Source organism: Streptomyces mutabilis, assembly GCF_014649815.1.
In the GTDB taxonomy this organism is placed as follows: Bacteria; Actinomycetota; Actinomycetes; order Streptomycetales; family Streptomycetaceae; genus Streptomyces; species Streptomyces mutabilis.
The window spans coordinates 95806-113682 of the sequence record NZ_BMTT01000002.1; the positions used below are offsets into that span (position 1 = coordinate 95806).

At 69.3% G+C, this 17877-nt stretch carries 21 protein-coding genes; 1 reads left to right on the forward strand and 20 read right to left on the reverse strand.

The window, feature by feature from the left end; translation table 11 throughout:
* Positions 1-30: 30 nt before the first annotated feature.
* The 4 genes from IE142_RS04580 to IE142_RS04595 form a co-directional block, all read right to left on the reverse strand.
* A complete protein-coding gene (locus IE142_RS04580; RefSeq protein ID WP_191884516.1) occupies positions 31-1389 on the reverse strand; it encodes a putative T7SS-secreted protein in 1359 nt (452 codons plus the stop codon).
* Positions 1386-1754, reverse strand: coding sequence for a hypothetical protein (locus IE142_RS04585; protein ID WP_229830157.1), 369 nt, complete (start codon positions 1752-1754; stop codon positions 1386-1388). The genes IE142_RS04580 and IE142_RS04585 overlap by 4 nt, the downstream gene beginning before the upstream one ends.
* A gap of 76 nt (positions 1755-1830) precedes the next feature.
* Positions 1831-2862, reverse strand: coding sequence for a hypothetical protein (locus IE142_RS04590; RefSeq protein WP_191884517.1), 1032 nt, complete (start codon positions 2860-2862; stop codon positions 1831-1833).
* A complete protein-coding gene (locus IE142_RS04595; RefSeq protein WP_191884518.1) occupies positions 2850-3509 on the reverse strand; it encodes a hypothetical protein in 660 nt (219 codons plus the stop codon). Before IE142_RS04595 ends, IE142_RS04590 begins: the two co-directional genes overlap by 13 nt.
* A 276-nt stretch (positions 3510-3785) precedes the next feature.
* Between IE142_RS04595 and IE142_RS04600 the strand changes: the two genes are divergently transcribed.
* On the forward strand, positions 3786-4202 hold the full coding sequence (locus tag IE142_RS04600) for a DUF192 domain-containing protein (protein WP_191884519.1): 417 nt from the start codon (positions 3786-3788) through the stop codon (positions 4200-4202).
* Between the two features lie 304 nt (positions 4203-4506).
* Here the strand turns inward: IE142_RS04600 and IE142_RS04610 are convergent, their stop codons facing one another.
* The 16 genes from IE142_RS04610 to IE142_RS04680 form a co-directional block, all read right to left on the reverse strand.
* On the reverse strand, positions 4507-5292 hold the full coding sequence (locus IE142_RS04610; RefSeq protein ID WP_370466297.1) for a hypothetical protein: 786 nt from the start codon (positions 5290-5292) through the stop codon (positions 4507-4509).
* Positions 5293-5357: 65 nt separating this feature from the next.
* Positions 5358-5924 carry a hypothetical protein gene (locus IE142_RS04615; protein WP_191884520.1) on the reverse strand — a complete coding sequence of 189 codons (567 nt, stop codon included), beginning with the start codon at positions 5922-5924 and terminating at the stop codon, positions 5358-5360.
* 12 nt (positions 5925-5936) lie between these two features.
* On the reverse strand, positions 5937-6551 hold the full coding sequence (locus IE142_RS04620) for an OmpA family protein (protein ID WP_191884521.1): 615 nt from the start codon (positions 6549-6551) through the stop codon (positions 5937-5939).
* Between the two features lie 8 nt (positions 6552-6559).
* Positions 6560-7138: a hypothetical protein gene (locus IE142_RS04625; RefSeq protein WP_191885035.1), complete on the reverse strand. Its 579-nt coding sequence runs from the start codon at positions 7136-7138 to the stop codon at positions 6560-6562.
* A gap of 34 nt (positions 7139-7172) precedes the next feature.
* The gene (locus IE142_RS36315) at positions 7173-7706 is read right to left on the reverse strand and encodes a pilus assembly protein TadG-related protein (RefSeq protein ID WP_229830158.1); all 534 of its coding nucleotides are present in this window, start codon (positions 7704-7706) and stop codon (positions 7173-7175) included.
* A 56-nt stretch (positions 7707-7762) separates the two neighbouring features.
* On the reverse strand, positions 7763-7960 hold the full coding sequence (locus IE142_RS36320) for a Flp family type IVb pilin (protein ID WP_107476140.1): 198 nt from the start codon (positions 7958-7960) through the stop codon (positions 7763-7765).
* Positions 7961-8092: 132 nt separating this feature from the next.
* Positions 8093-8890 (reverse strand): response regulator, encoded by a 798-nt coding sequence (locus IE142_RS04635; protein WP_191884523.1) that lies wholly within the window; start codon positions 8888-8890, stop codon positions 8093-8095.
* Between the two features lie 164 nt (positions 8891-9054).
* Entirely contained in the window at positions 9055-10467 is a 1413-nt protein-coding gene (locus IE142_RS04640; RefSeq protein ID WP_191884524.1) for a sensor histidine kinase, read from the reverse strand.
* Positions 10468-10513: 46 nt separating this feature from the next.
* Positions 10514-11407, reverse strand: coding sequence for a DUF5936 domain-containing protein (locus tag IE142_RS04645; protein WP_191884525.1), 894 nt, complete (start codon positions 11405-11407; stop codon positions 10514-10516).
* Positions 11408-11421: 14 nt separating this feature from the next.
* Positions 11422-12366, reverse strand: coding sequence for a type II secretion system F family protein (locus IE142_RS04650; RefSeq protein WP_191884526.1), 945 nt, complete (start codon positions 12364-12366; stop codon positions 11422-11424).
* 80 nt (positions 12367-12446) lie between these two features.
* The gene (locus tag IE142_RS04655; RefSeq protein ID WP_191884527.1) at positions 12447-13784 is read right to left on the reverse strand and encodes a TadA family conjugal transfer-associated ATPase; all 1338 of its coding nucleotides are present in this window, start codon (positions 13782-13784) and stop codon (positions 12447-12449) included.
* An 18-nt stretch (positions 13785-13802) separates the two neighbouring features.
* Complete coding sequence (locus IE142_RS04660) at positions 13803-14168, reverse strand: TadE/TadG family type IV pilus assembly protein (RefSeq protein ID WP_191884528.1); 366 nt, start codon at positions 14166-14168, stop codon at positions 13803-13805.
* A gap of 1 nt (position 14169) precedes the next feature.
* Positions 14170-14583 carry a pilus assembly protein gene (locus IE142_RS04665; protein ID WP_191884529.1) on the reverse strand — a complete coding sequence of 138 codons (414 nt, stop codon included), beginning with the start codon at positions 14581-14583 and terminating at the stop codon, positions 14170-14172.
* The gene (locus IE142_RS04670) at positions 14580-15842 is read right to left on the reverse strand and encodes a CpaE/TadZ family protein (RefSeq protein WP_191884530.1); all 1263 of its coding nucleotides are present in this window, start codon (positions 15840-15842) and stop codon (positions 14580-14582) included. The genes IE142_RS04665 and IE142_RS04670 overlap by 4 nt, the downstream gene beginning before the upstream one ends.
* 7 nt (positions 15843-15849) lie before the next feature.
* On the reverse strand, positions 15850-16557 hold the full coding sequence (gene cpaB / locus IE142_RS04675) for a Flp pilus assembly protein CpaB (RefSeq protein ID WP_191884531.1): 708 nt from the start codon (positions 16555-16557) through the stop codon (positions 15850-15852).
* A 72-nt stretch (positions 16558-16629) separates the two neighbouring features.
* Entirely contained in the window at positions 16630-17532 is a 903-nt protein-coding gene (locus IE142_RS04680; protein WP_191884532.1) for a hypothetical protein, read from the reverse strand.
* Positions 17533-17877 lie beyond the last annotated feature (345 nt).

Sequence of the window (17877 nt, forward strand, 5' to 3'; positions counted from 1 at the left end):
TTCACAGTTCTTTACTCTCTCTGCTCGGCGTCAGAAGACATGACGGACAAGACTGATGACGCCGCCGTTGTCAAGGATCAAGCGGGATCCGTCGATACCTGCAACCGCGCCGTCCTTGATGCCGTCGTCGTCAGCATCAACCGCTTTGTTGTACAAACCGAATCCTCCTGTAGCGACCCCGGCCATGCCTGAAGTGGCGGTGACTACCTTTGCAGCCTTCTCGGGGTCGCTGAAGCCGCGCACAGCTCGCGCAACGAATCGGTTCTCCAGTCCGGCGATGCTTCCTGCTTCAACGAGTGAATGCGAACCGTAGGCAGACACCTTCTGCGACAAGCTCAGCGACTGGGCCCCCGCGCGAATGGCGTGTGCCGCTTCCGTACCCCCCTTCACAACAGCTCCGAGCCCGGGCAGCACCCCGATGATGTCAGCGCCCACCGAGACAGCGTTGCTCCAGAAGTCAGCATCGAACTCGCCTTTGGTGACGCCGTCCACGAGTGAGCTTTGGACTTCCGGATCGGTCAGTCGAAGAACGAGCGCCGTCGCGCTCAACCCCGAAGCCGTGAGCATCAGCGCCGCAACCGTCGCCAGCCCCCACCCCAACGGCCCCGACAGCAGAAGCGCCACCACGCCGATGAGTCCCGCCGTGAAGCTCAGGATGTCCGGCAGGTTGTCGCCCAGCCAGTCCAGTACCTCGTCGAACCACCCCGGCTCGTGCGGCACCAGCTTCTTCGTGGCGTCGCGGATCTTGCCGGCCCGGTGTCCGGCCTTCTCCTCGTGCTCTTCGGCCAGACTCTTCGCCTTGCCGATGATCTTCCGCAGCTCGCTCTCGGCGTCATCCAGCGCCCCGTTCGCGTGCCTCAATGCCTTCCGCGCGGTATGGCGATCGGCACCCTCTGCCTTGAGGTCGGGGTCCTCACCCGCCTCGTCCGCGCGCCCCTGTGCGCGGACGACCGCGGCCCTGGCGTCCTTCGCGTCCTCGTCGAGCTTCTTGGCACGCCGCTGGAAGTCGTCGAGTTCGCCCTCCCAGCGGCTCAGCTGTCTGGCCGCCTTGCGGACGGAGTGTGCCGCGTTCCTGAGGTTCAGCGGCAGCGGTCCCCTGTCGAGCTGCTCGCGGAAGGCGACCGCGGCATCGCCCTTCCAGTAGCTGCCGTCCAGGAGCTTGGTGACCGTGTCGTAGGTCTCCTGAAGTACGTCGGCGCAACCACTGAGCTTCTTCCGCAGGCTCCGCACGGTCTCCGTGTCGCCCGGTACGGGGTTGAAACCGAGATGCGGATACTCGGGGTTGGGGATGCGCGGAGCCGACTTGAGGCCCTGCGGCTTGCCCAGGTCCGCCCGGGAACGCGGGTCCAGGGCGGCCCCGTACTGATCCTGCCCGGCGCCGACGGTCACTTCTCGCCGCCGCTCTTGACCTCGCACGACTTCCGCACGGCCTCCTCGAGCGCCTTGTCGACCTCGAGGTAGCTGTCCTTGCTCTTGCCGATGATGTCGGCAAGGTCATCCGACTGCTTGCCGATCTCCTCCGAGCCGTACTTCCAGTCCTCCTGGAATGCCTCGCACGCCGAGTCGAGGTCATCCGTACCCAGGCCGGTGATGGTCGCGTCCGACAGCGCCTTGCGGACGCCCCTGAGTGATGCCGACGATTTCCTCAGCGACTTCATGAAGCGCCCGAGCTCGTCACCGTCGACAGCAAGCCGCCCCGCCATGTGTCCGTCCCCTCTCCGGTCCACCTGCACCGATGAGGGGAACGACGACATCCGGTTTTCGTGGCGTGCGCACGGGGGCTGCCCCTCTTGGGAGGTGTCACTTACGCACGGAGGGCTGGTCGCACCGTCAGCGGTTGACGGCCTGGATCTCCTGGACGACGACGTCCTGGGTGGCGCCGAACGTGCCGTCGGGAAGGTCGCCGCCCGCGCCGCCGGTACCGGTCCAGTGGATCTCCCAGGTGACCGTCGCCTGGAGGGGGAACGTCCTGTCGCCCGAGGAACGCAGGTAGTTCACCCCGCATGACGGCGTGTCGTTCGCCTTGCCCTTTTCGTACGGCTCACCGATACGACCGTTTTTGATCTCGCAGACACCCGAGGCCGGGTAGGTCTCGGCGTCCGGGGTGCCCGGCTCGATCTCCAGCGACACCGGTTGCGCCGTTGCCGTCGCCTCGACACCGATCGCCTCCACGGACGCGGTGACCGAAACCGGCTTGAACTCGGCACCGTCCAACCATGCCCATGTCGGGAGGTTCACCTTGGTGGCCCCCGCGGGCGCCAGCGTCACCTCGGTGCCGGGGACTCGGATCTCTGCGTAGGCGAGTTCGGCGAGAATCTCGGGGGTGACGGCGTTCTCGATGTTCGGGGGAGGAGCGTCGCCCGTGTCCACCCAGAAGTAGTCCTCGTCGCAGGAGTCCCAGCCCGGCGGGTAACTCTTATTGACGTACGCGCCCCACCAGTAGCCTTCGCCGGCCTTGTCCTTGTTGAAGCCCTTCTCCTCGTCGTTGGCGTTGTACTTGTCTCGCTGCTCGGCATCCCACTCGTAGCCTGTGGAGCCGGCCTCCCAGATGGGTTCCAAGTACTTCTGCAACTGTTCCGGGGTGTACTTGGGGGCGTACCAACAGGGTGGCGGGCTCCACGGCGTGGATGCCGTCAAGGCCCCGACGGAGTCTCCGCTGCCGTTCTTCGAACGGTCGAAGACGACGCCTCCTACGGTGACCGAAACGGTGCCTTCGCCGTCCGTTTCGGCCTGTTGCTCTGTCGAGCCGCGGGTACCGCCTTCACCACGCCCGCCGGCGAGCGCGGTGGGGGCCGAGATCAGCGGAACACTGGCAAGCACGACAAGGGTCGCGATCCTCAGACTGTTCCTCACGGCTGGCATGCTTTGCTCCCCCGTTCCGAGGCGATGTCGGTGGTCCGCCATACGCCCTCAGCGCTCTTCGCGAGTTTGGTGTTGTAGAGGACGTAGCTGTCCGCGGTCGTCGGCGTGTCGTCGACTTTGCCCGTCTTCTTGTCCTTGATAAATGACTTGCTTTCGTCCGAGCAGTAGGTCACATATGCCTGGTCGTCCTTGGCGAGGTTCACCTTGTAGTCGAAGTACCGGGTCTCGCCGACCCAGGTGCGCCGCTTGTCGATGTACCCGTTGACATAGGTGATCGAGTCGCTCAGGGCTGACTCGGCGTTGTAAAAGCCGAGGGCCTTGGTGTCCGTGCTGGCCTTGAAGATGGCCTCGTCCACGGAGTTGACACTCAACGTGCTGTCCTCGAGGACGGCGTCCTTCGCCGCGTCTCCAGTCTTCTGATATTCGAAGACGTTCTTGGCGTCGGCCGGGAAAGTGATCTCCGGTCGGCCGCCGGTGTCCGACGCGCTAGGGCTGGCAGAGGCCGACGCCTCGCTTCCTGTGTCCGCCCCCACGATCTTGTCGCTCTCGCCGGAGGCACTGTCGTCGCTTCCGCACGCGGACAGCGTCAGGGCCGCTGTGGCGGTCAGTGTGAGCGCTGCGAGGAGGGTGGGGCGGCGGCGATTCACGGTCGGCTCCTGGAAGGGCGAGGGTTCTCTCGAGCGGAGCAACGCTATCCAGCGGGATCGGACGGCACCAGGGTGAAGCCCGTCTCCCAGTGGTGTGCCCGGACTCAAATCAGCCTTACGTGTGTCTTCTTGGGCAGTAACGGTTGCGTAACGCGGGAGCGCGGGCGCAAAGAAGGCGACGCTAGCGCTTGGGGCCGCGGGTCCCTGTCGTGGGTGAGCCGTGACGGATACGTTCGGACGAGCGGCAGCGGACTGCGGGGGGGGGAGGGGTTCGGCATGGGGCGGCGGTGGCGGGACGGGGCGGGCTGGCTGCTGGTGGGCGGGGATGTCGGTGGCGGAGGTGTCCGCGTCCCGTTGGAGATCGCCGGGTCGTACCGCGCCCGCACCCGGGGGCTGTTGGGGCGGGACTCACTCGACGGGGCGATGCTCCTCTCCCCTGCCAACAGCGTGCACACGTTCCGGATGCGGATGCCCATCGACGTGGCCTACCTCGACCGGCGACTGGTCGTCATCGCTGTGCGCACGATGCGGCCGGGCAGGCTCGGGCTTCCCCGTGTGCGTTCCCGGCATGTGCTGGAGGCGGAGGCCGGGGCGATGGCCGGGTGGGGCGTTCGGGTCGGGGTGCGGGTGGGGGTGGAGCCCGGCAAGGCAGAGCGGGCAGTGGAAAGGGAGACTGGTGAGGCGGGCGGGTGATGGCCGCAGGCGGCGCCGGTCCTCACGGCCAGGCGGTGGACCGTGCCAGGAACACGTCGGGGTCGCTCTCCACGGGCAGGACACAGACCAGGTGGCCGCCGGGGACCCGCAGCACACGGCACTCCTCCCACTGCGTGATCTGCTCCGCGCCCAGCGCGGTCAGGCGCGCGGTCTCCGGGACTGGCCGTCACGCCGAGTGCTGCCGCCCAGAAGTCCGCTGCCCGGGCCGCCTCCTCTTCCGGTGCGTCGATCAGAACGGCGTACACGCGGCTTCTGTGCATGCCTTGCCCCCTTTTTTTACACGTCATGGGCGCGGGCGCGGGCGCATCAGGTGAAGGTCCTCGCCCCAGTCGTCCAGCGTCGGCCCATGGCCGGCCTCCCGCGCCGCCGCTTCGACCTGGCTGAACAGCCGTCGTTGCAGGTCGGCGTCGCCCTGTGCCGTGATCCGGCCGATCGTGGCCAGGAGCTCGGGGGCGTTCCAACGCGGTAGTGGGAATCTCTCGAGTTCCCACGTCAGGTACTTGTTGTAGGGGCGGGGGCGACGGTCGAGGGCGAACAGGAACTCCAGAAGGAAGCCGATGCTGTCACCCGCGTCGAGGTGGGCGGCGAACGGGTGGCCGTCGCGGGCGTTCTTCACCGACCGGTAGTGCGAGTTCGCGTACGCGTCGAGCCAGCCGGCTGCCGCGCGGGACGCCTCCGCGGTGTCCAGGCGTCCCTTCGCGGCGACGATCGACGCGATCTCACCGTCCAGCCGGTCGAGCAGGACTCTGCCCCGGGCGATCCCGTAGCGCTCCAGGCCGTCGAGTCGACGGAACCCCTCCACCGTCGTGACGACGAGATCCAAATCGGCGGTACGGCAGTCCTCGAGGCCTGCGAGGGCGGCCTCACGTTCGTCGGAGACGATGGCGTACACGTCGTGGTCGGAGTGCTCGGTGACCATGCCCTCGTGTGCGTGCGAACCCTTGAGGACCAGGCCCAGGACGGTGGGAGCGGCGGTGGCTCGTGCGATCAACGTCGCGTAGTCCGTGGGGCGGTGTGGGGGCGGGTGAGCGATCTCCGGCACGTTCAGCACGCTATCTGCTTCGGTCACCCGCGTCAGCTCGATTTCCGGCGCCCCGTCGCGGGTGCGGCGTGGCGTCGGCACCGGGGCCGGCGCTAGAAGGCGACGTGCAGTAGCGCCGTGGCGTCCGGTCCGGTCGATGCCTGGATCACGACGGCATCGGGCTGAGGGCTCGGTCGTGTGCGGCCGGCTCCGCCGCAGGAGGTGTCGCTGCCGTTCTTCCGGAGCGAGGTGACGCATGCCCGGTCCCGACCGCTCACGCCGCCCTTCGCCTGGCCGTTGCCCGACTTCACCGTGTACTCGATCTTGTTCTGGCCGACCTCTGTCACGGACAGCGTCACCGCTCCGCCCGGGCCCTGGAAGCGGACGGTCACGGGCTTGGTCACCGCGACCTCGCAGTTTCCGTCGGCGCAGGCACGGATGTCATCGCCGTCCGCCGCCGAGACGGAGGGTTCCGGCATCGCGGTGGGTGACTGCGGAGTCGTCCGGGACGGCGAGGGGCGGTCCTGGGTGGCTGCCGATGACTTGTCGGTTTCGTCGGTCGGGTTCGGGCTGCCGCAGGCGGTCAGGGAGAGGGTGGCCGTCAGCGTCGCGATGAGCGTGGCTGCCGGTGGCCGACGTCGGTGGTTCCGCCTTCCTGCCCGGGTCGTCCTGTTCCGCATCGGTGCGTCCCGTCAGCTCTCCGTACGCGGGAAGGAGACCTCTACCCTGCGGTTCTTCTTGCGGCCGGCCTCGGTCGAGTTGTCGGCGATGGGGTACTGCTCGCCGTAGCCGCGGACCTCGTAGGTGATGCCGGCGTCGTTCAGGGATTCGGTCAGGATGTCGTGAACGGCGTTGGCGCGTTGCTTGGAGAGGACGTCGCCGTGGGCCGAGGAGCCGAGGTTGTCGGTGAAGCCGAAGACGCGTACGCGGGTGGCGTTCTGGGTCTTGATCTCCTCGGCGATGCCGGCGATGCGGGACTTGGCCTCGGCGCCGAGCTTCGCGCTGTCCTTGCCGAACAACACCTCCGCCTGCAACGCGAAGGTGACGCTCGTGTTGGTGTCCTCGCGGCGTTCGTCGCCGCTCTGGTCTTCGACGACCGACTTGATGTCCAGCACCTTCGCCTGGGCGAGCGTGGCGCCGTCCGGCAGCTTGAGGTCGGGGTCGTTGGGGTCCACCTTCACGGGGGCGGCGGCGGAGGCTTCGGTGCCTGGGAAGTCGTCGGCGGCACGGGCCGACGTCGTACCTACGACGCCCGTTGCGATGAGCACGGAGGTCGTGAGGAACACAGTCAGACGGGTGTGGGTCATCGGTGGCCTCACCCGGAGATCTCGATGACGGAAGTCGAAAACATCGGCAGCTGAAGGGTCATTTCGGTCGCGCTTGCGGGAGGCGCGGGGAACTGCATGAAGACGGGCAGGGCCTCTCCTGCCTTCACTGCTGAGAAGTTCGTAGTCGTGAGCGGGCGACCATCCGTGTCCCGCAGCACGTAGTAGCGCTTCTTCCCCTTGGAGTCCACCAACGTGGCACCCCCGAGCGACCTGCCATTTCGAATGATCTCGGTCTCGTTCCCGCTCAGCTGCGCCGGCACGGTGACAGTCTTACTGCCGTCGTTCTTCAAATCACCGCTTACGGTGACAAAGCCACCTGCATCACGCTGCGCAGCAGTAACTTTCAGCATCAAGCCAGAGGGGCCCTTCAGTTCCGCCAGCGGCTTCTCCGAGTTCTCCTCCTGAGCGTCAGGCTTGGACGCACTACTTCTGGAAGCGGACACCGCTGCGTCCGGCTTGCCATCGTCGCCGCCTCCACCGCAGCCAGACACACCGAAAGCCAGCCCGATGGCTACGGGCACGGCGACCAGCCCCCTTCGGGCCTTGGTTGTGAACCCCATACTCATGAGTGCGCTTCCTTCGTACTCGTCGTTGTTCTTGTCAATCGGCAAGGTGGACATCGAACAGATCTTCGGGCTTTGGCAGGTCCGAGAGGTCGTCCGGATTCAAGTCCCACTCGTCGCCCTCGCACGAGAGCCTAGGCAGCGCCTCTCCATCGACGTCCTCACCGGGCAGCTCGAAAGAACAGCGGGCCTCGATAACGGCAGTGGCGGACTCTGTTGCATGCTGACTCTCCGTACCCGGAACGATGGTCTCCCCGACGGACTCGTCGGTCCGCGCAACGACGGTGTAGCCCAGCGGCCCGTCCGGGTAGCATTCCACGCTCGCTTCATTGCGCGCGGCCAGCTCTTGAGCGCGCCAACACGTGTTGGCCACCGGCGTAGTACCGTCAAAGATGTCTTGCCATGAATCGGGCTCCAGGATGTTCAAGAGCCATTGGTCGGCAAGTTGGTCACGTGTTTCCAACGCGGCAGCGAGCGCAGAAGCGTCCGCCGCCGTCTGGGCGTCACTACGAGTGGCTGCGGCCTGGCCAACGGCAAAGTAGGCGAGCGCGAGAAAGAGCAGGCCTCCCACCACTGTGATGTAGATGGGAAAAGCCTGCCCAGCATCGCCGTGTCTGCGAGCGAACGTCAGCCGCCTGTTACCTCGGTGATCTTGTCCGTGATCGCGTTGTAAATCGTCTGCCCGATATCCGTCCCCGTAATAGCCAACACAATCGCCACCACCACCGCAATGATCCCCAGATACTCCACCGCCGTCTGCCCCCTGTCGTCGCGGGCCGTGCGGGTCTGCAGGTGTGCGGCGATGGTGTGGAGCCAGTTGGTCATGGTGTTCCCCTCCAGGGTGGGCCAGGCCGTGGTCGTCGTCTGGAAGGTACGGCGGGAGGGCACTGCGGTCCGAGGGTCCGTGGGCCCAATCGCGGGCCCAATCACGCGCTGCGGACGAGATGTTCATCGCGGTCACCCCAGGCCCAGCCACTTGGCGGTCGCCTCGGAGCGGCTGGTGCTGTGGAGCTTGGCGAAGATGCGGTTGATGTGGTTCTTGACCGTCTTCTCGCTGATGAAGCAGGTGGCGGCGATCTGCTGGTTGTTCATGCCGGACGCGATGAGATCCATGATCTCCACCTCCCTCGCGCTCAGTTGGAACCTCGACCTGTCGGGAGTACCTGGAGCAGACTGTGCCACAACTGGTTGCAGTTGCGAAAGGTTTTGCGGCAAGTTGGCCCATCTGGGCTGTGGTGTGCGGGGTGTTGATTGCCCCTCCCGGTGTGCAGTCGCGTTTGCTCTATAGCTCTCCCGCAACTGCGCCAGCAGCGCCCCCGCCGCCGTCGGTGTGAAGTGGGCCCTGCCCTCCCTGACGTCCCGCACGGCCGTCACCAGCTGCTCCGCCGTGAACTCTCCGTGGACCAGGTAGCCGCCCGCCCCGCGTCGCAGGGCCTCCTGGACGATCTCCGACTCCCTGCTGTACGTCAGCATCATCACCGGAGCGATCTCCACCAGGTAAGGGAGAGCCGAGATGCCGTCCACCCCGGGCATGCGAACGTCCAGGAGGATTACGTCGGGCCGGTGCCGCCGGGCGGCGTCGCAGGCCGCGCGGCCGTCGGGGGCCTCCGCCACGACCGTGATGTCCGCGCGGCCGGAGAGCAGGGCGGTGAGGCCGGCGCGGACCACCGGATTGTCGTCGGCCACGACGACCCGCAGCGGCGCAGGTGGTTCGGGTGTGGCCGGTATCGGTGAGTGGGGTGAGCTCTCGTGCATCGGGGGCCTCCCTCCTGACATGGGCGTCGTGGGCGTCGTAGCCGTCGTGAGCGTCCAGCGCCCCGTGGGTGTCCTGCGCCCGGTGTGCGTCCTCCACCCCGCGGGCGTCCTGCACCCCGCGGGACGTCCCGCGCCCCCGGGCGGCATCGGTGGCCGCGGCGTGGTCACGGGTTCCTCGCACCCGGTGTCAGCGCGGCCAGGGGCAGGTCCACCCGGACCTCCGTGCCGTGCGGGTGCTCGCCCCGGCCGATGCGGATGCGGGCGCCCACCGAGGCGGCCCGCTCGACCATGCCCACCAGGCCGAAGTGACCGGCCCTGCCGAGCTGATCGAGGTTCGTCCCCGCCGGAAGGCCCCGGCCGTCGTCGTACACGCTGATCCTCAGGAGGCCGCAGTGGACGCCCGCGCGTACCTCGACGCGGGTCGGTGTGGCGTGGCGGTGGGCGTTCTCCATCGCCTCCGAGGCGATCGTGAGGAGCTGGCGGGCCACGGACGGCGGGATGGGCGGTACGGGTGGCTCGGCGGCTCGGCCGTCAGGTCGGGCGAAGGTGGTGGGGATGCCGGTGCGTGCCGTGAAGTCCGTCACGTGTGAGGCGAGCTCGGCCGCCACGTCCGTGCCGTGGGCCGGGTCCGTCTCGCGGCGCAGGTCGGTCAGGAGTTCGCGGGACTCGGTGGCCGCTCTGCGGGCCGAGCGGGCGACCAGTTCGGCCTGCCGGCGCGCGACGACCGGGTCCATGCGGTCACTGCGTGCCGTGGCGGCCAGGCCCTCGGCCGCCAGCGCCACTCCGTGCAGGGTCTTGGCGACGGAGTCGTGCAGTTCGCGGGCGAGACGAGCGCGCTCGGCGCTCACCGCCTCCGTGACGGCCAGGCGGGCCTGGACCTCGGTCAGGGCCCGGGTGGCGGCGCCGAAGCGCAGCAGCAGGTTGCGGAGGGTGGAGCCGATGGCTCCGGTGATGACGCACAGGCCCGGCAGGAGGAGTGACTCCGCCGGGCCGGGCGGAGGGTCGTCCTTCAGCGTCGCGTGCACGAGGAGCAGGAGCAGGACCTGCAGGGAGGCGAAGCCGGCCGCGCCGCGCCAGCCGTAGGCCAGGCCGGCCAGCAGCGGGGTGCAGACACTGACGTACGCCAGCGTGGTGTCCGGGCCCGCCGAGATGAGGAGCAGGAAGCCGAAGAGCGTGTCGGCGGCCAGGAGGGTGGGGTGGCGCAGGAGGAGCGGGCCGAACCGCTCCCAGTCGCGGAAGAGGACGTACGAGCCCATGAAGGTGACGACCACCGCGGCGCCGACCAGCTTGACGCCCAGGCCCGGGCCGGCGTTGAGGAGGGCGGCGGGGGCGGCCAACGCGATCATGGCCAGGCGGAAGCCGAACACCTGCCGGCACAGCGCCTGCAAGGCGTTCACCTGGAGGGGGATGGCCGGGGCGGGTGGGGCGGGGTCGGGTTGGGGCGCGGGGGGTTCGTGCCGTTCGTTCGGGATGCGTTCCGGCGGGGCCGCCGCCGCCCGGTCGGTCGGCCGCTGCCTCGCCGCCTCCCAGCCCGGTGGGAGAGCAGGGGGTGCCGTCGGTGGGGTCGTGGTCGCCATGCCGTCCTCCTCTGCTCACCCGTGACCGTGCGGTCGTCCCGACCGGTTACTCGCCCGTGATCGTCCCGAAGTCCGTCCCCGACCCCAGGATCAGGCCCGCGCCGAGGAGGATCATCGTGGCCGGGACCATGAACGTAGTGATCATCATCGTGGCCTTGGGGACCGCGCGGGCGGCCTGACGGCGGGCGTTCTGGGCGTCCGTGCGGCGCATGTCCTTGGCCAGGGAGACCAAGGTGTCGACGATGGGGGCGCCCAGTTCCTCGCCCTGCTGGAGTGCGGTCACGAACATCGCCACCTGTTCGGAGTCGTTGCGCCGGCGCAGTTCCGCGAAGGCCTGGCGGCGGCTCATGCCGAGGTCCATCTGGCGGAGGGTGATGCGCAGTTCGTCGGCCCACGGGCCCTCGTAGCGCGTCGCCACGCGGTCCAGGGCCTGGCGGAAGCCGAGGCCGGCGCTGACCACCACCGCCAGGACGTCCAGGAAGTCGGGGAGCGTGCGCTCGATCTCGTCCTTGCGGATGCGGATCGCCGACCAGATGCCGACCTCCGTCCAGAAGGCGCCGAAGGCCAGCAGGAGCAGGGCCACGACGAACTGGCCGCGGAGGAGGAAGACCAGGAAGCCGACCGCGCCCAGGAAGCCGTAGACCGCGCGGCGGGCGGCGTAGCGGTCGATGGTGAGGCCGCCGGGGTTGCCCGCCAGGTCGATCCTGCGGCGGTACTTGGCCACCAGGGCGGGGCCCATGGCGCGCAGCACGGCGGGGGCGTAGCGCATGCCCATGCGGTCGACGAGGGAGTCGACGGCGCCGGTGCGGGTGGAGCCGACCTCCAGGGCGAGGGCGAGGTCGCCGGGGAGTTTGGCCTCGGCCCGGTACATGCGGATGCCGGCGAAGACGCCCCACACGCTCAGGGCCGCCAGCAGTGCGAGGAGTAGTCCGAGTTCCATTTGCGGCTCCCTTCTCAGACGTCGATGCGGGACAGGCGGCGGATGAGGACGAAGCCGACGGCGTAGAGCGCGAAGGCGATGACCACCGCGGCCTGGCCGGCCGGGGAGCCCGTCATGCGTTCGAGGGCGCCGTCCTTCACCCCGTTCATCAGGAACAACGAGCCGACGCCGAGGACGGGGACGGCGTACGAGGTCATGCTGACCTGGGAGAGCTGGGTGCGGACCTCGCGGCGGGTCTCCTTGCGTTCCTCCAGGGTCTCCGTGAGGTTGCGCAGGGCGCTGACGACCTGGCCGCCGGCCCGGCTGGAGAGGACGAGGGTGGTGACCAGGACGACGAGTTCGCGGGAGGGGAGGCGGTCGGCGAGTTCACCGAGGGCGTCGTCCATGGAGGCGCCAATGGCGAGTTGGTCGGCGACCTTGCCCAGTTCCTCGCCGGCGGGGGCCTCCAGCTCCTCGGCCGCCATGCCGATGGCGGTGCGCAGGGCGAGTCCGGCCTGGGTGGCGTTGGCGAGGATGCGGGCGAGTTCGGGGAGCTGGTTGATGAACTTCTCGATGCGTTTCTGGCGCTGCCAGTTGAGGAACTGGACGGCCACGCCTATGCCCAGGAGTCCGGCGAGGGGTCCGAAGAAGGGGGCCAGGGCGGCCTGGCCGACCAGCCACAGGCCGGCGACCGTGGCCAGCATGTAGGCGAAGAACTCGCCAGGGGTGATGTCCAGGCCGGTCGCCGTCAGGCGCAGTTCCAGTTTCCGGCCGAGTTCGGTGTGGCGCAGGCGGCGGTCCAGGGTGCGGAAACGGCGCCGTCGGCCGGCCGGTGGGAGCTGGCCGGTGGCGGAGAGGCGGTCGACCAGGGCCTGGCGCTGGGCCTTGCCGGCGGCGTAGGAATGCACGCCCGCCACCGCGAGGGTGCAGGTCAGCAGCGTGACGCCGGTGGTGAGGGTGACGAGGGTGTCGAGTTCCATCGGGCGGTCCTACCTGGTTTCCGTCTCGTGGCTCTGCCTGGCTTGCGGCTCATGGCTCTGCCTGGCCTCCATCGGCGTACCTACCTGGCTTCTCGGGTGGCGAGCTGGTCGGCGGTGTGGGCGACGCCGAATGCTTGCGGGACGGGCTGGTTCGCCATGTAGAGGCGCTCGGCGGTGCGGCGCGGCAGGGGGTGGTACTCGAAGGCGCCGTGGACGCGGCCGTCGGCGGTCATCGGGCGGGCGTTGAAGCGGGCGACCGTGGCCAGGCGGTACGGTTCGCCGCCGTGGCTGGCGAGCAGGGCGATCTCGGTGATGCGGCGGGCGCCGTCGGCGAAGCGGGTGAGCTGGACGATGACGTCGACCGCGCTGTTGATCTGGTCGTGCAGGGCGACGAAGGGGACTTCGACGTCCGACATGGAGGCCAGGGTCTGGAGCCGCATCAGGGCGTCCTCGGCGCTGTTGGCGTGGACGGTGGCGAGGGAGCCGTCGTGGCCCGTCGACATGGCCTGGAGCATGTCCAGGGACTCGCCGCCGCGGACCTCGCCGACGACGATGCGGTCGGGGCGCATGCGCAGGGAGTTGCGGACGAGGTCGCGGATGGTGACGCGGCCCTGGCCCTCCACGTTCGGCGGGCGGGACTCCAGGCGGATGACGTGCGCCTGCTGGAGCTGGAGTTCCGCCGAGTCCTCGATGGTGATGATGCGTTCGGTCTCCGGGATCAGACCGGAGAGGGCGTTCAGGAGGGTGGTCTTCCCGGTGCCGGTCGCGCCCGAGACGATGATGTTGAAGCGGGCCTGCACCAGGCCGGCCAGCAGGTAGAGCATGTGGTCGTCGAGGGAGCCGAGGCCGATCAGTTCGTGGAGGGTGAAGGAGCGCGGGAAGCGGCGGATGGTGAGCGCCGGGCCGGTCAGGGAGAGCGGCGGGATGATGACGTTGACGCGCTCGCCGGAGGGCAGGCGTGCGTCGACCATGGGGTTCGACTCGTCCACGCGGCGGTTGACGGTCGACACGATGCGCTCGATGGTCTGCATCAGCTGGTCGTTGGAGGCGAAACGGAGGGGCAGTTGCTCCACCCGGCCGCCGCGCTCGACGAAGATCGCGTCGGGGCCGTTGACCATGATCTCGGTGATGGACGCGTCTTCGAGCAGGGGCTCCAGGATGCCGAGGCCGAGGGCCTCGTCCACGACCCGGCGGATCAGCTGGGAGCGTTCGACCGTCGACAGGACCGGGCCCTCGCGGCTGATGATGTGGCCGAGGACGCGTTCCAGGCGTGCCCTGCGCTCGGCCGTCGCCAGCGAGCTCATCTCGGCGAGGTCGATCTCCTCCAGCAGCTTGGCCCGGTAGGAGGCGACGAGGTGTCCGTCCTCGCCCCGGCTGCCGTGTTCCTCGGGGGAGTGGATGCGTGCGCGCAGGCTCATGCGTCCTCGGCTCCTCGGTCAGTGGTCGATCGGCATGGTGGCCGTCTTGGTGGCGTTCCCGAAGTCCCAGCCGGGGACGATCGAGGGGATGTCGACGGTGGCCGTGACGGTGACCTCGTCGCCGCCCTCCGCCGTCCCGCAGTCCGTGCCGTCGGCCAGCCAGTCGCTGACCGACGCGGCGCACGCCTGCCCGGCGCCCTCGTCGAGGGAGGCGCTGCGGGCCCCGGCGCGGGCCGCGGTGCCGGCCTGCTGGGCGGTGTAGGCGATCAGGCCGAGCTGTACGGCGGCCATGGCGACGATGATCAGGATCGGGAGGAAGCCGAGGTACTCGATGGCGACCTGGCCCCGGTCCCGCACGCGGTGCTTCCGTGGGGAGTACGGCATCTCAGTCGGTCTCCTCCTCGACGGCGCCCGCGTGCCCCCGCACGTCGAAGGGGAAGCTGACCGTGCCCGGGAAGAGGATCGGGACCCTGATCTCCACGTCGGCCGTGACGAAGCCGCCCGCCGTGCCGCAGTCCACACCGGCGCCCCCCTCCCACGCGCCCGGCAGCTTGTCCCGGCCCGCTTCCTCGCAGGCTCCCTGCCGCGCCCCCCGCTCGGCCGCAGTCGCCGCCCGTACCGCCTCGTCCGCAGCATTACCCGCGAGCGTGAACGTGTATCCCACGAGTACGAGCTGCCACAGCACCACCAGCGTGACGATGATCGTCGGCAGCATGCCGAGGAACTCGACGGTGACCTGACCGGAGTCGCGGAGCCTGCCGCGTAACGCGGGCCCGCGCTCTCCCCCGACGCTTCTCATCCCCCACCGTCCCTCCGCCGCCGGAAGCTCACCGAACCCCGGTCCCCGCGGAACCTGCCGCCGCCCTTGCGGTGGCCCTCCCCCTCCGGCGCCTTGACGAGCCGCAGTTCGCCCGCGAGGGCCCACAGGGCCTGCTTCACCGTGCTCTTGCTGTCGAGTTCGTGGACGCGCCCGGCGTCCACGGCTCCCTGGAGCTCCTTGAAGTTGGCGGGGACGGTGGTGCCGGCGACCGGTGTGCCGGTGATCTTCTGGATCAGGGCGGGCTGGATCTCCGTGCCGCGCGTGTGACGGTTGACGACCACGGTCGTCTCCTCGGCCTTGCGGATCTGCAGCCGGTCCCACATCCGCACCGCCCGCTTGGCGCCCCGGACGGAGACCACGTCGGGCGTGGTGACCAGCAGGGCGGCGTCGGCCATCTCCACGGCCGCGGCGCCGGCCCCGCCGAGCTGGGCGCCGCAGTCGATGACGACGACCTCGTAGCGGGAGCGCAGGGCGCTGACGATCTGCCGGGCGGCTCGGTCGGTGACCTCCTCGCCGCGTTCGCCCTCGCCCGGGGCGAGCAGCAGGGCGAGGCCGGTGTCGTGACGGAAGACGGCGTCGGCCAGGACGCGCGGGGAGATGTCGTTGATCGCCGCCAGGTCGACGACCGAGCGGCGGAACTGGACGTCCAGGTAGGAGGCGATGTCGCCGGCCTGGAGGTCCATGTCGACCAGTGCCGTGGGCCGGCCCGACGCCTGCGCGGCGAGAGCCAGTTGGACGGCGGTCAGGGTCGCGCCGACGCCGCCCTTCGCGCCGCCGACCGTGACGACGGTGCCGCCGACGCCGGTGAACACGTCCTCTCCGCTGCCCAGGTGCCGGCGTACGCCCACGGACCACTGGGCGACCGCCTGGACGCGGCTGGCGAGTTCCTCGTAACTGAGCGGCAGGGCGACCAGACCGCGGGCGCCGTAGTCCATGGCGGCCTGGAAGAGGCCGGGGCCGGGGTCGGAGGTGACGAGGATGACGCCGACGGCGGGGAAGCGGAGGGCGACCTCGCGGATCAGTTCCAGGGCCGGGACCGGGCCGATGCGCTCGTGGACGACGACGACCTCGGGCAGCTCGTCGACCGACTCGGCGGCGAGGCGGGCCAGGGTGTCGACGAGCTGGGTGGAGTCGACGACGGGGGCGACCGGTTCGGCGTCCGGGAGCTGGCTGAGCAGGGTCGTGATGGACCGTACGGCGTCCGCGTCGTCGACCGCCGGGAGAATCCTCGTGGGCATCCGGGCCTCACTTGTCCTTGGCGAGTTCGTACGTCCGGTCCTTGTCCGGGACCGTGGTGTCGCTGCCGGGCGCCACCAGCGCGAGCCGGACCCGCTGTGCGAACGACTCGGCGTAGGTGATGCGCTGGGCGTCGATGGTGGACAGGGCGAAGGTGATGGGGACGGCGTCGGTGGGTTCGCGGTCGCGGCTGTTCCCGTCGGGCTGCAGCGAGGTGAGGTCGCCCACGTCGATGACCCTGGCGTTCGTTACGATGATCTTGGATTGAGCGGGATCACCCTCCCGCTCTCCCTCGAAGGTGGCGTACACGTTGACGGTGGAGCCCGGTGTGATCTTGCCGGCGACGCCGGTCGCCGCATCGATCATGATGGCGACCTCCTGCTGCCCCGGCTGCAGGGCGGGCTGGTCGACGATCATGTCGCTCTGCAGCAGGGAGCCCGCCTTCAGCGTCGTCACGGCGATCTTGCCGCGGACCTGGTCGAGATCCGTGACGGCGTTCTTCGACAGCCAGCGTTCGGGCATCTCTATCTTCTCGAACTGCCCGGCGCCGAGCAGCGTGTAGGGCTCCACGTCGGTCTTGAGCCGGTACGCGGTGACCTCGGGTCCGACCTTCGACTTCACGTCGTTGACGACGGACAGCACGCCGGCGAAGGCGCCGAGGGCGCACAGGACCGACAGGATCAGCAGGATGATGCCGCGGCGCTGACGGGAGTTCATGTGCCGTGCAACCTCATTGGGGGAATCGGTCGAGCCGGATCGGATGGCGGGGCGGCGGAGCGCGGTACGGACCTACCCCGTGAGGGCGCGTCTCTCACGGCGGTGGTCGATCGCGGGGCCGCGGTGGTGGCCGAGAACTCGGTCCCGGCCCTCGTCGTACTCCGGCGGCGTCGCGGAGCAGAACACGCAGCGGTCGCCGATGACGTCGATGCCGCACCAGTGGCAGCGGCTCTGCCGCACCGACGTGACCAGTTGGTAGAGGACGGACAGGTCGGGCAGGTAGGCGCAGAACTCGGTCAGCTTGCCGGTCCCCCACCAGCCCGGGGAGTCGGCGGGCAGCGGCATCTCGCGCAGGCCCTGCACCCGCCAGGACGGGGCGAGGGTATCGGTGACCCAGTCGGAGGGGAGCTGGCCCTTGGCGACCAGCAGCCGGGTGCCGAACTCCGGTCCTTCGAGTCCGGCTTCGGGGCCGATCCGCACCAACTGCGGCACGGGATGGGCGACGACCCCGAACTGGCTGCCCGGCATCCAGGACCTGGCGTGCGACTTCAGGCCCACGGGGACGTGGTCGAGCCGGGCGACGGAGCCGAGGAGCGCGCCGGCGTGGATGTAGTGGGTGAGGAGGCGGCCGGCCGAGGCGAGGACGCCGGGGCTGAGGTCGCAGGAGGCGAGCTGACGCAACTGGCGGGCCAGCACCGCGAGTCCGAGCGGGGGCAGCGGCGGCCGGAACAGGGCGATCCGGTCGGTCTCCAGCAGGGCGCGGACGGTGTGCAGCCGGCGTTCCACGCCCGCCGGGAGTACCTGCGAGCACACCACGATCACATGCCCGTGGTGGTCCACCAGCCCCTGCAACTCGGCCAGCGTCCGCTCCAGCGGACGCCGGCCGACGTCCTGGAGCACGGCCGCGGGCAGCGTCCGTTCGTCCTGCGGCGGCAGTGCCATGTCGGCACTGGTCACGGCAATGGCAGTTGGCACGCGCGGCTCCCCGTCTCCCCATGCCCGTCGGTCCGCCGGTGTTACTCCGGCACACCCGGATGACTTCACTGCGTGACTACGTGAGCACTGTATCCACGCGTCTGTGACCGGAGAACAGCGTTTCTGTAGCTGTGGAACAACTTGTGTCGCACAAGGTGCGGCAAATCAGGACAGGTTGAGCATTTGCCGGCCACCGATCGGGCGACGCCGGACCTCTTTCCGGTAGGCACCGAGCCCGCGCCCCACCAAGGCCGAAGTCCGCAACTGGGCACCGAACTTGGTCCGTACCTACCTCTTGACACCTTCAATTGGTCTGGACCACCTTGTACTCCACTGCTCCACCGC

What these genes read in the sequence shown, in the direction of transcription:
- IE142_RS04585 (WP_229830157.1), bottom strand. Translation starts at nt 1,754, where the DNA reads ATGTCGTCGTTCCCCTCATCGGTGCAGGTGGACCGGAGAGGGGACGGA.
- IE142_RS04650 (WP_191884526.1), bottom strand. Translation starts at nt 12,366, where the DNA reads ATGGAACTCGACACCCTCGTCACCCTCACCACCGGCGTCACGCTGCTG.
- IE142_RS04665 (WP_191884529.1), bottom strand. Translation starts at nt 14,583, where the DNA reads ATGAGAAGCGTCGGGGGAGAGCGCGGGCCCGCGTTACGCGGCAGGCTC.
- IE142_RS04670 (WP_191884530.1), bottom strand. Translation starts at nt 15,842, where the DNA reads ATGCCCACGAGGATTCTCCCGGCGGTCGACGACGCGGACGCCGTACGG.
- IE142_RS04600 (WP_191884519.1), top strand. Translation starts at nt 3,786, where the DNA reads ATGGGGCGGCGGTGGCGGGACGGGGCGGGCTGGCTGCTGGTGGGCGGG.
- IE142_RS04640 (WP_191884524.1), bottom strand. Translation starts at nt 10,467, where the DNA reads ATGGCGACCACGACCCCACCGACGGCACCCCCTGCTCTCCCACCGGGC.
- IE142_RS04620 (WP_191884521.1), bottom strand. Translation starts at nt 6,551, where the DNA reads ATGACCCACACCCGTCTGACTGTGTTCCTCACGACCTCCGTGCTCATC.
- IE142_RS04615 (WP_191884520.1), bottom strand. Translation starts at nt 5,924, where the DNA reads ATGCGGAACAGGACGACCCGGGCAGGAAGGCGGAACCACCGACGTCGG.
- IE142_RS04590 (WP_191884517.1), bottom strand. Translation starts at nt 2,862, where the DNA reads ATGCCAGCCGTGAGGAACAGTCTGAGGATCGCGACCCTTGTCGTGCTT.
- IE142_RS36320 (WP_107476140.1), bottom strand. Translation starts at nt 7,960, where the DNA reads ATGACCAACTGGCTCCACACCATCGCCGCACACCTGCAGACCCGCACG.
- cpaB (WP_191884531.1), bottom strand. Translation starts at nt 16,557, where the DNA reads ATGAACTCCCGTCAGCGCCGCGGCATCATCCTGCTGATCCTGTCGGTC.
- IE142_RS04660 (WP_191884528.1), bottom strand. Translation starts at nt 14,168, where the DNA reads ATGCCGTACTCCCCACGGAAGCACCGCGTGCGGGACCGGGGCCAGGTC.
- IE142_RS04645 (WP_191884525.1), bottom strand. Translation starts at nt 11,407, where the DNA reads ATGGAACTCGGACTACTCCTCGCACTGCTGGCGGCCCTGAGCGTGTGG.
- IE142_RS04625 (WP_191885035.1), bottom strand. Translation starts at nt 7,138, where the DNA reads ATGAGTATGGGGTTCACAACCAAGGCCCGAAGGGGGCTGGTCGCCGTG.
- IE142_RS04635 (WP_191884523.1), bottom strand. Translation starts at nt 8,890, where the DNA reads ATGCACGAGAGCTCACCCCACTCACCGATACCGGCCACACCCGAACCA.
- IE142_RS04655 (WP_191884527.1), bottom strand. Translation starts at nt 13,784, where the DNA reads ATGAGCCTGCGCGCACGCATCCACTCCCCCGAGGAACACGGCAGCCGG.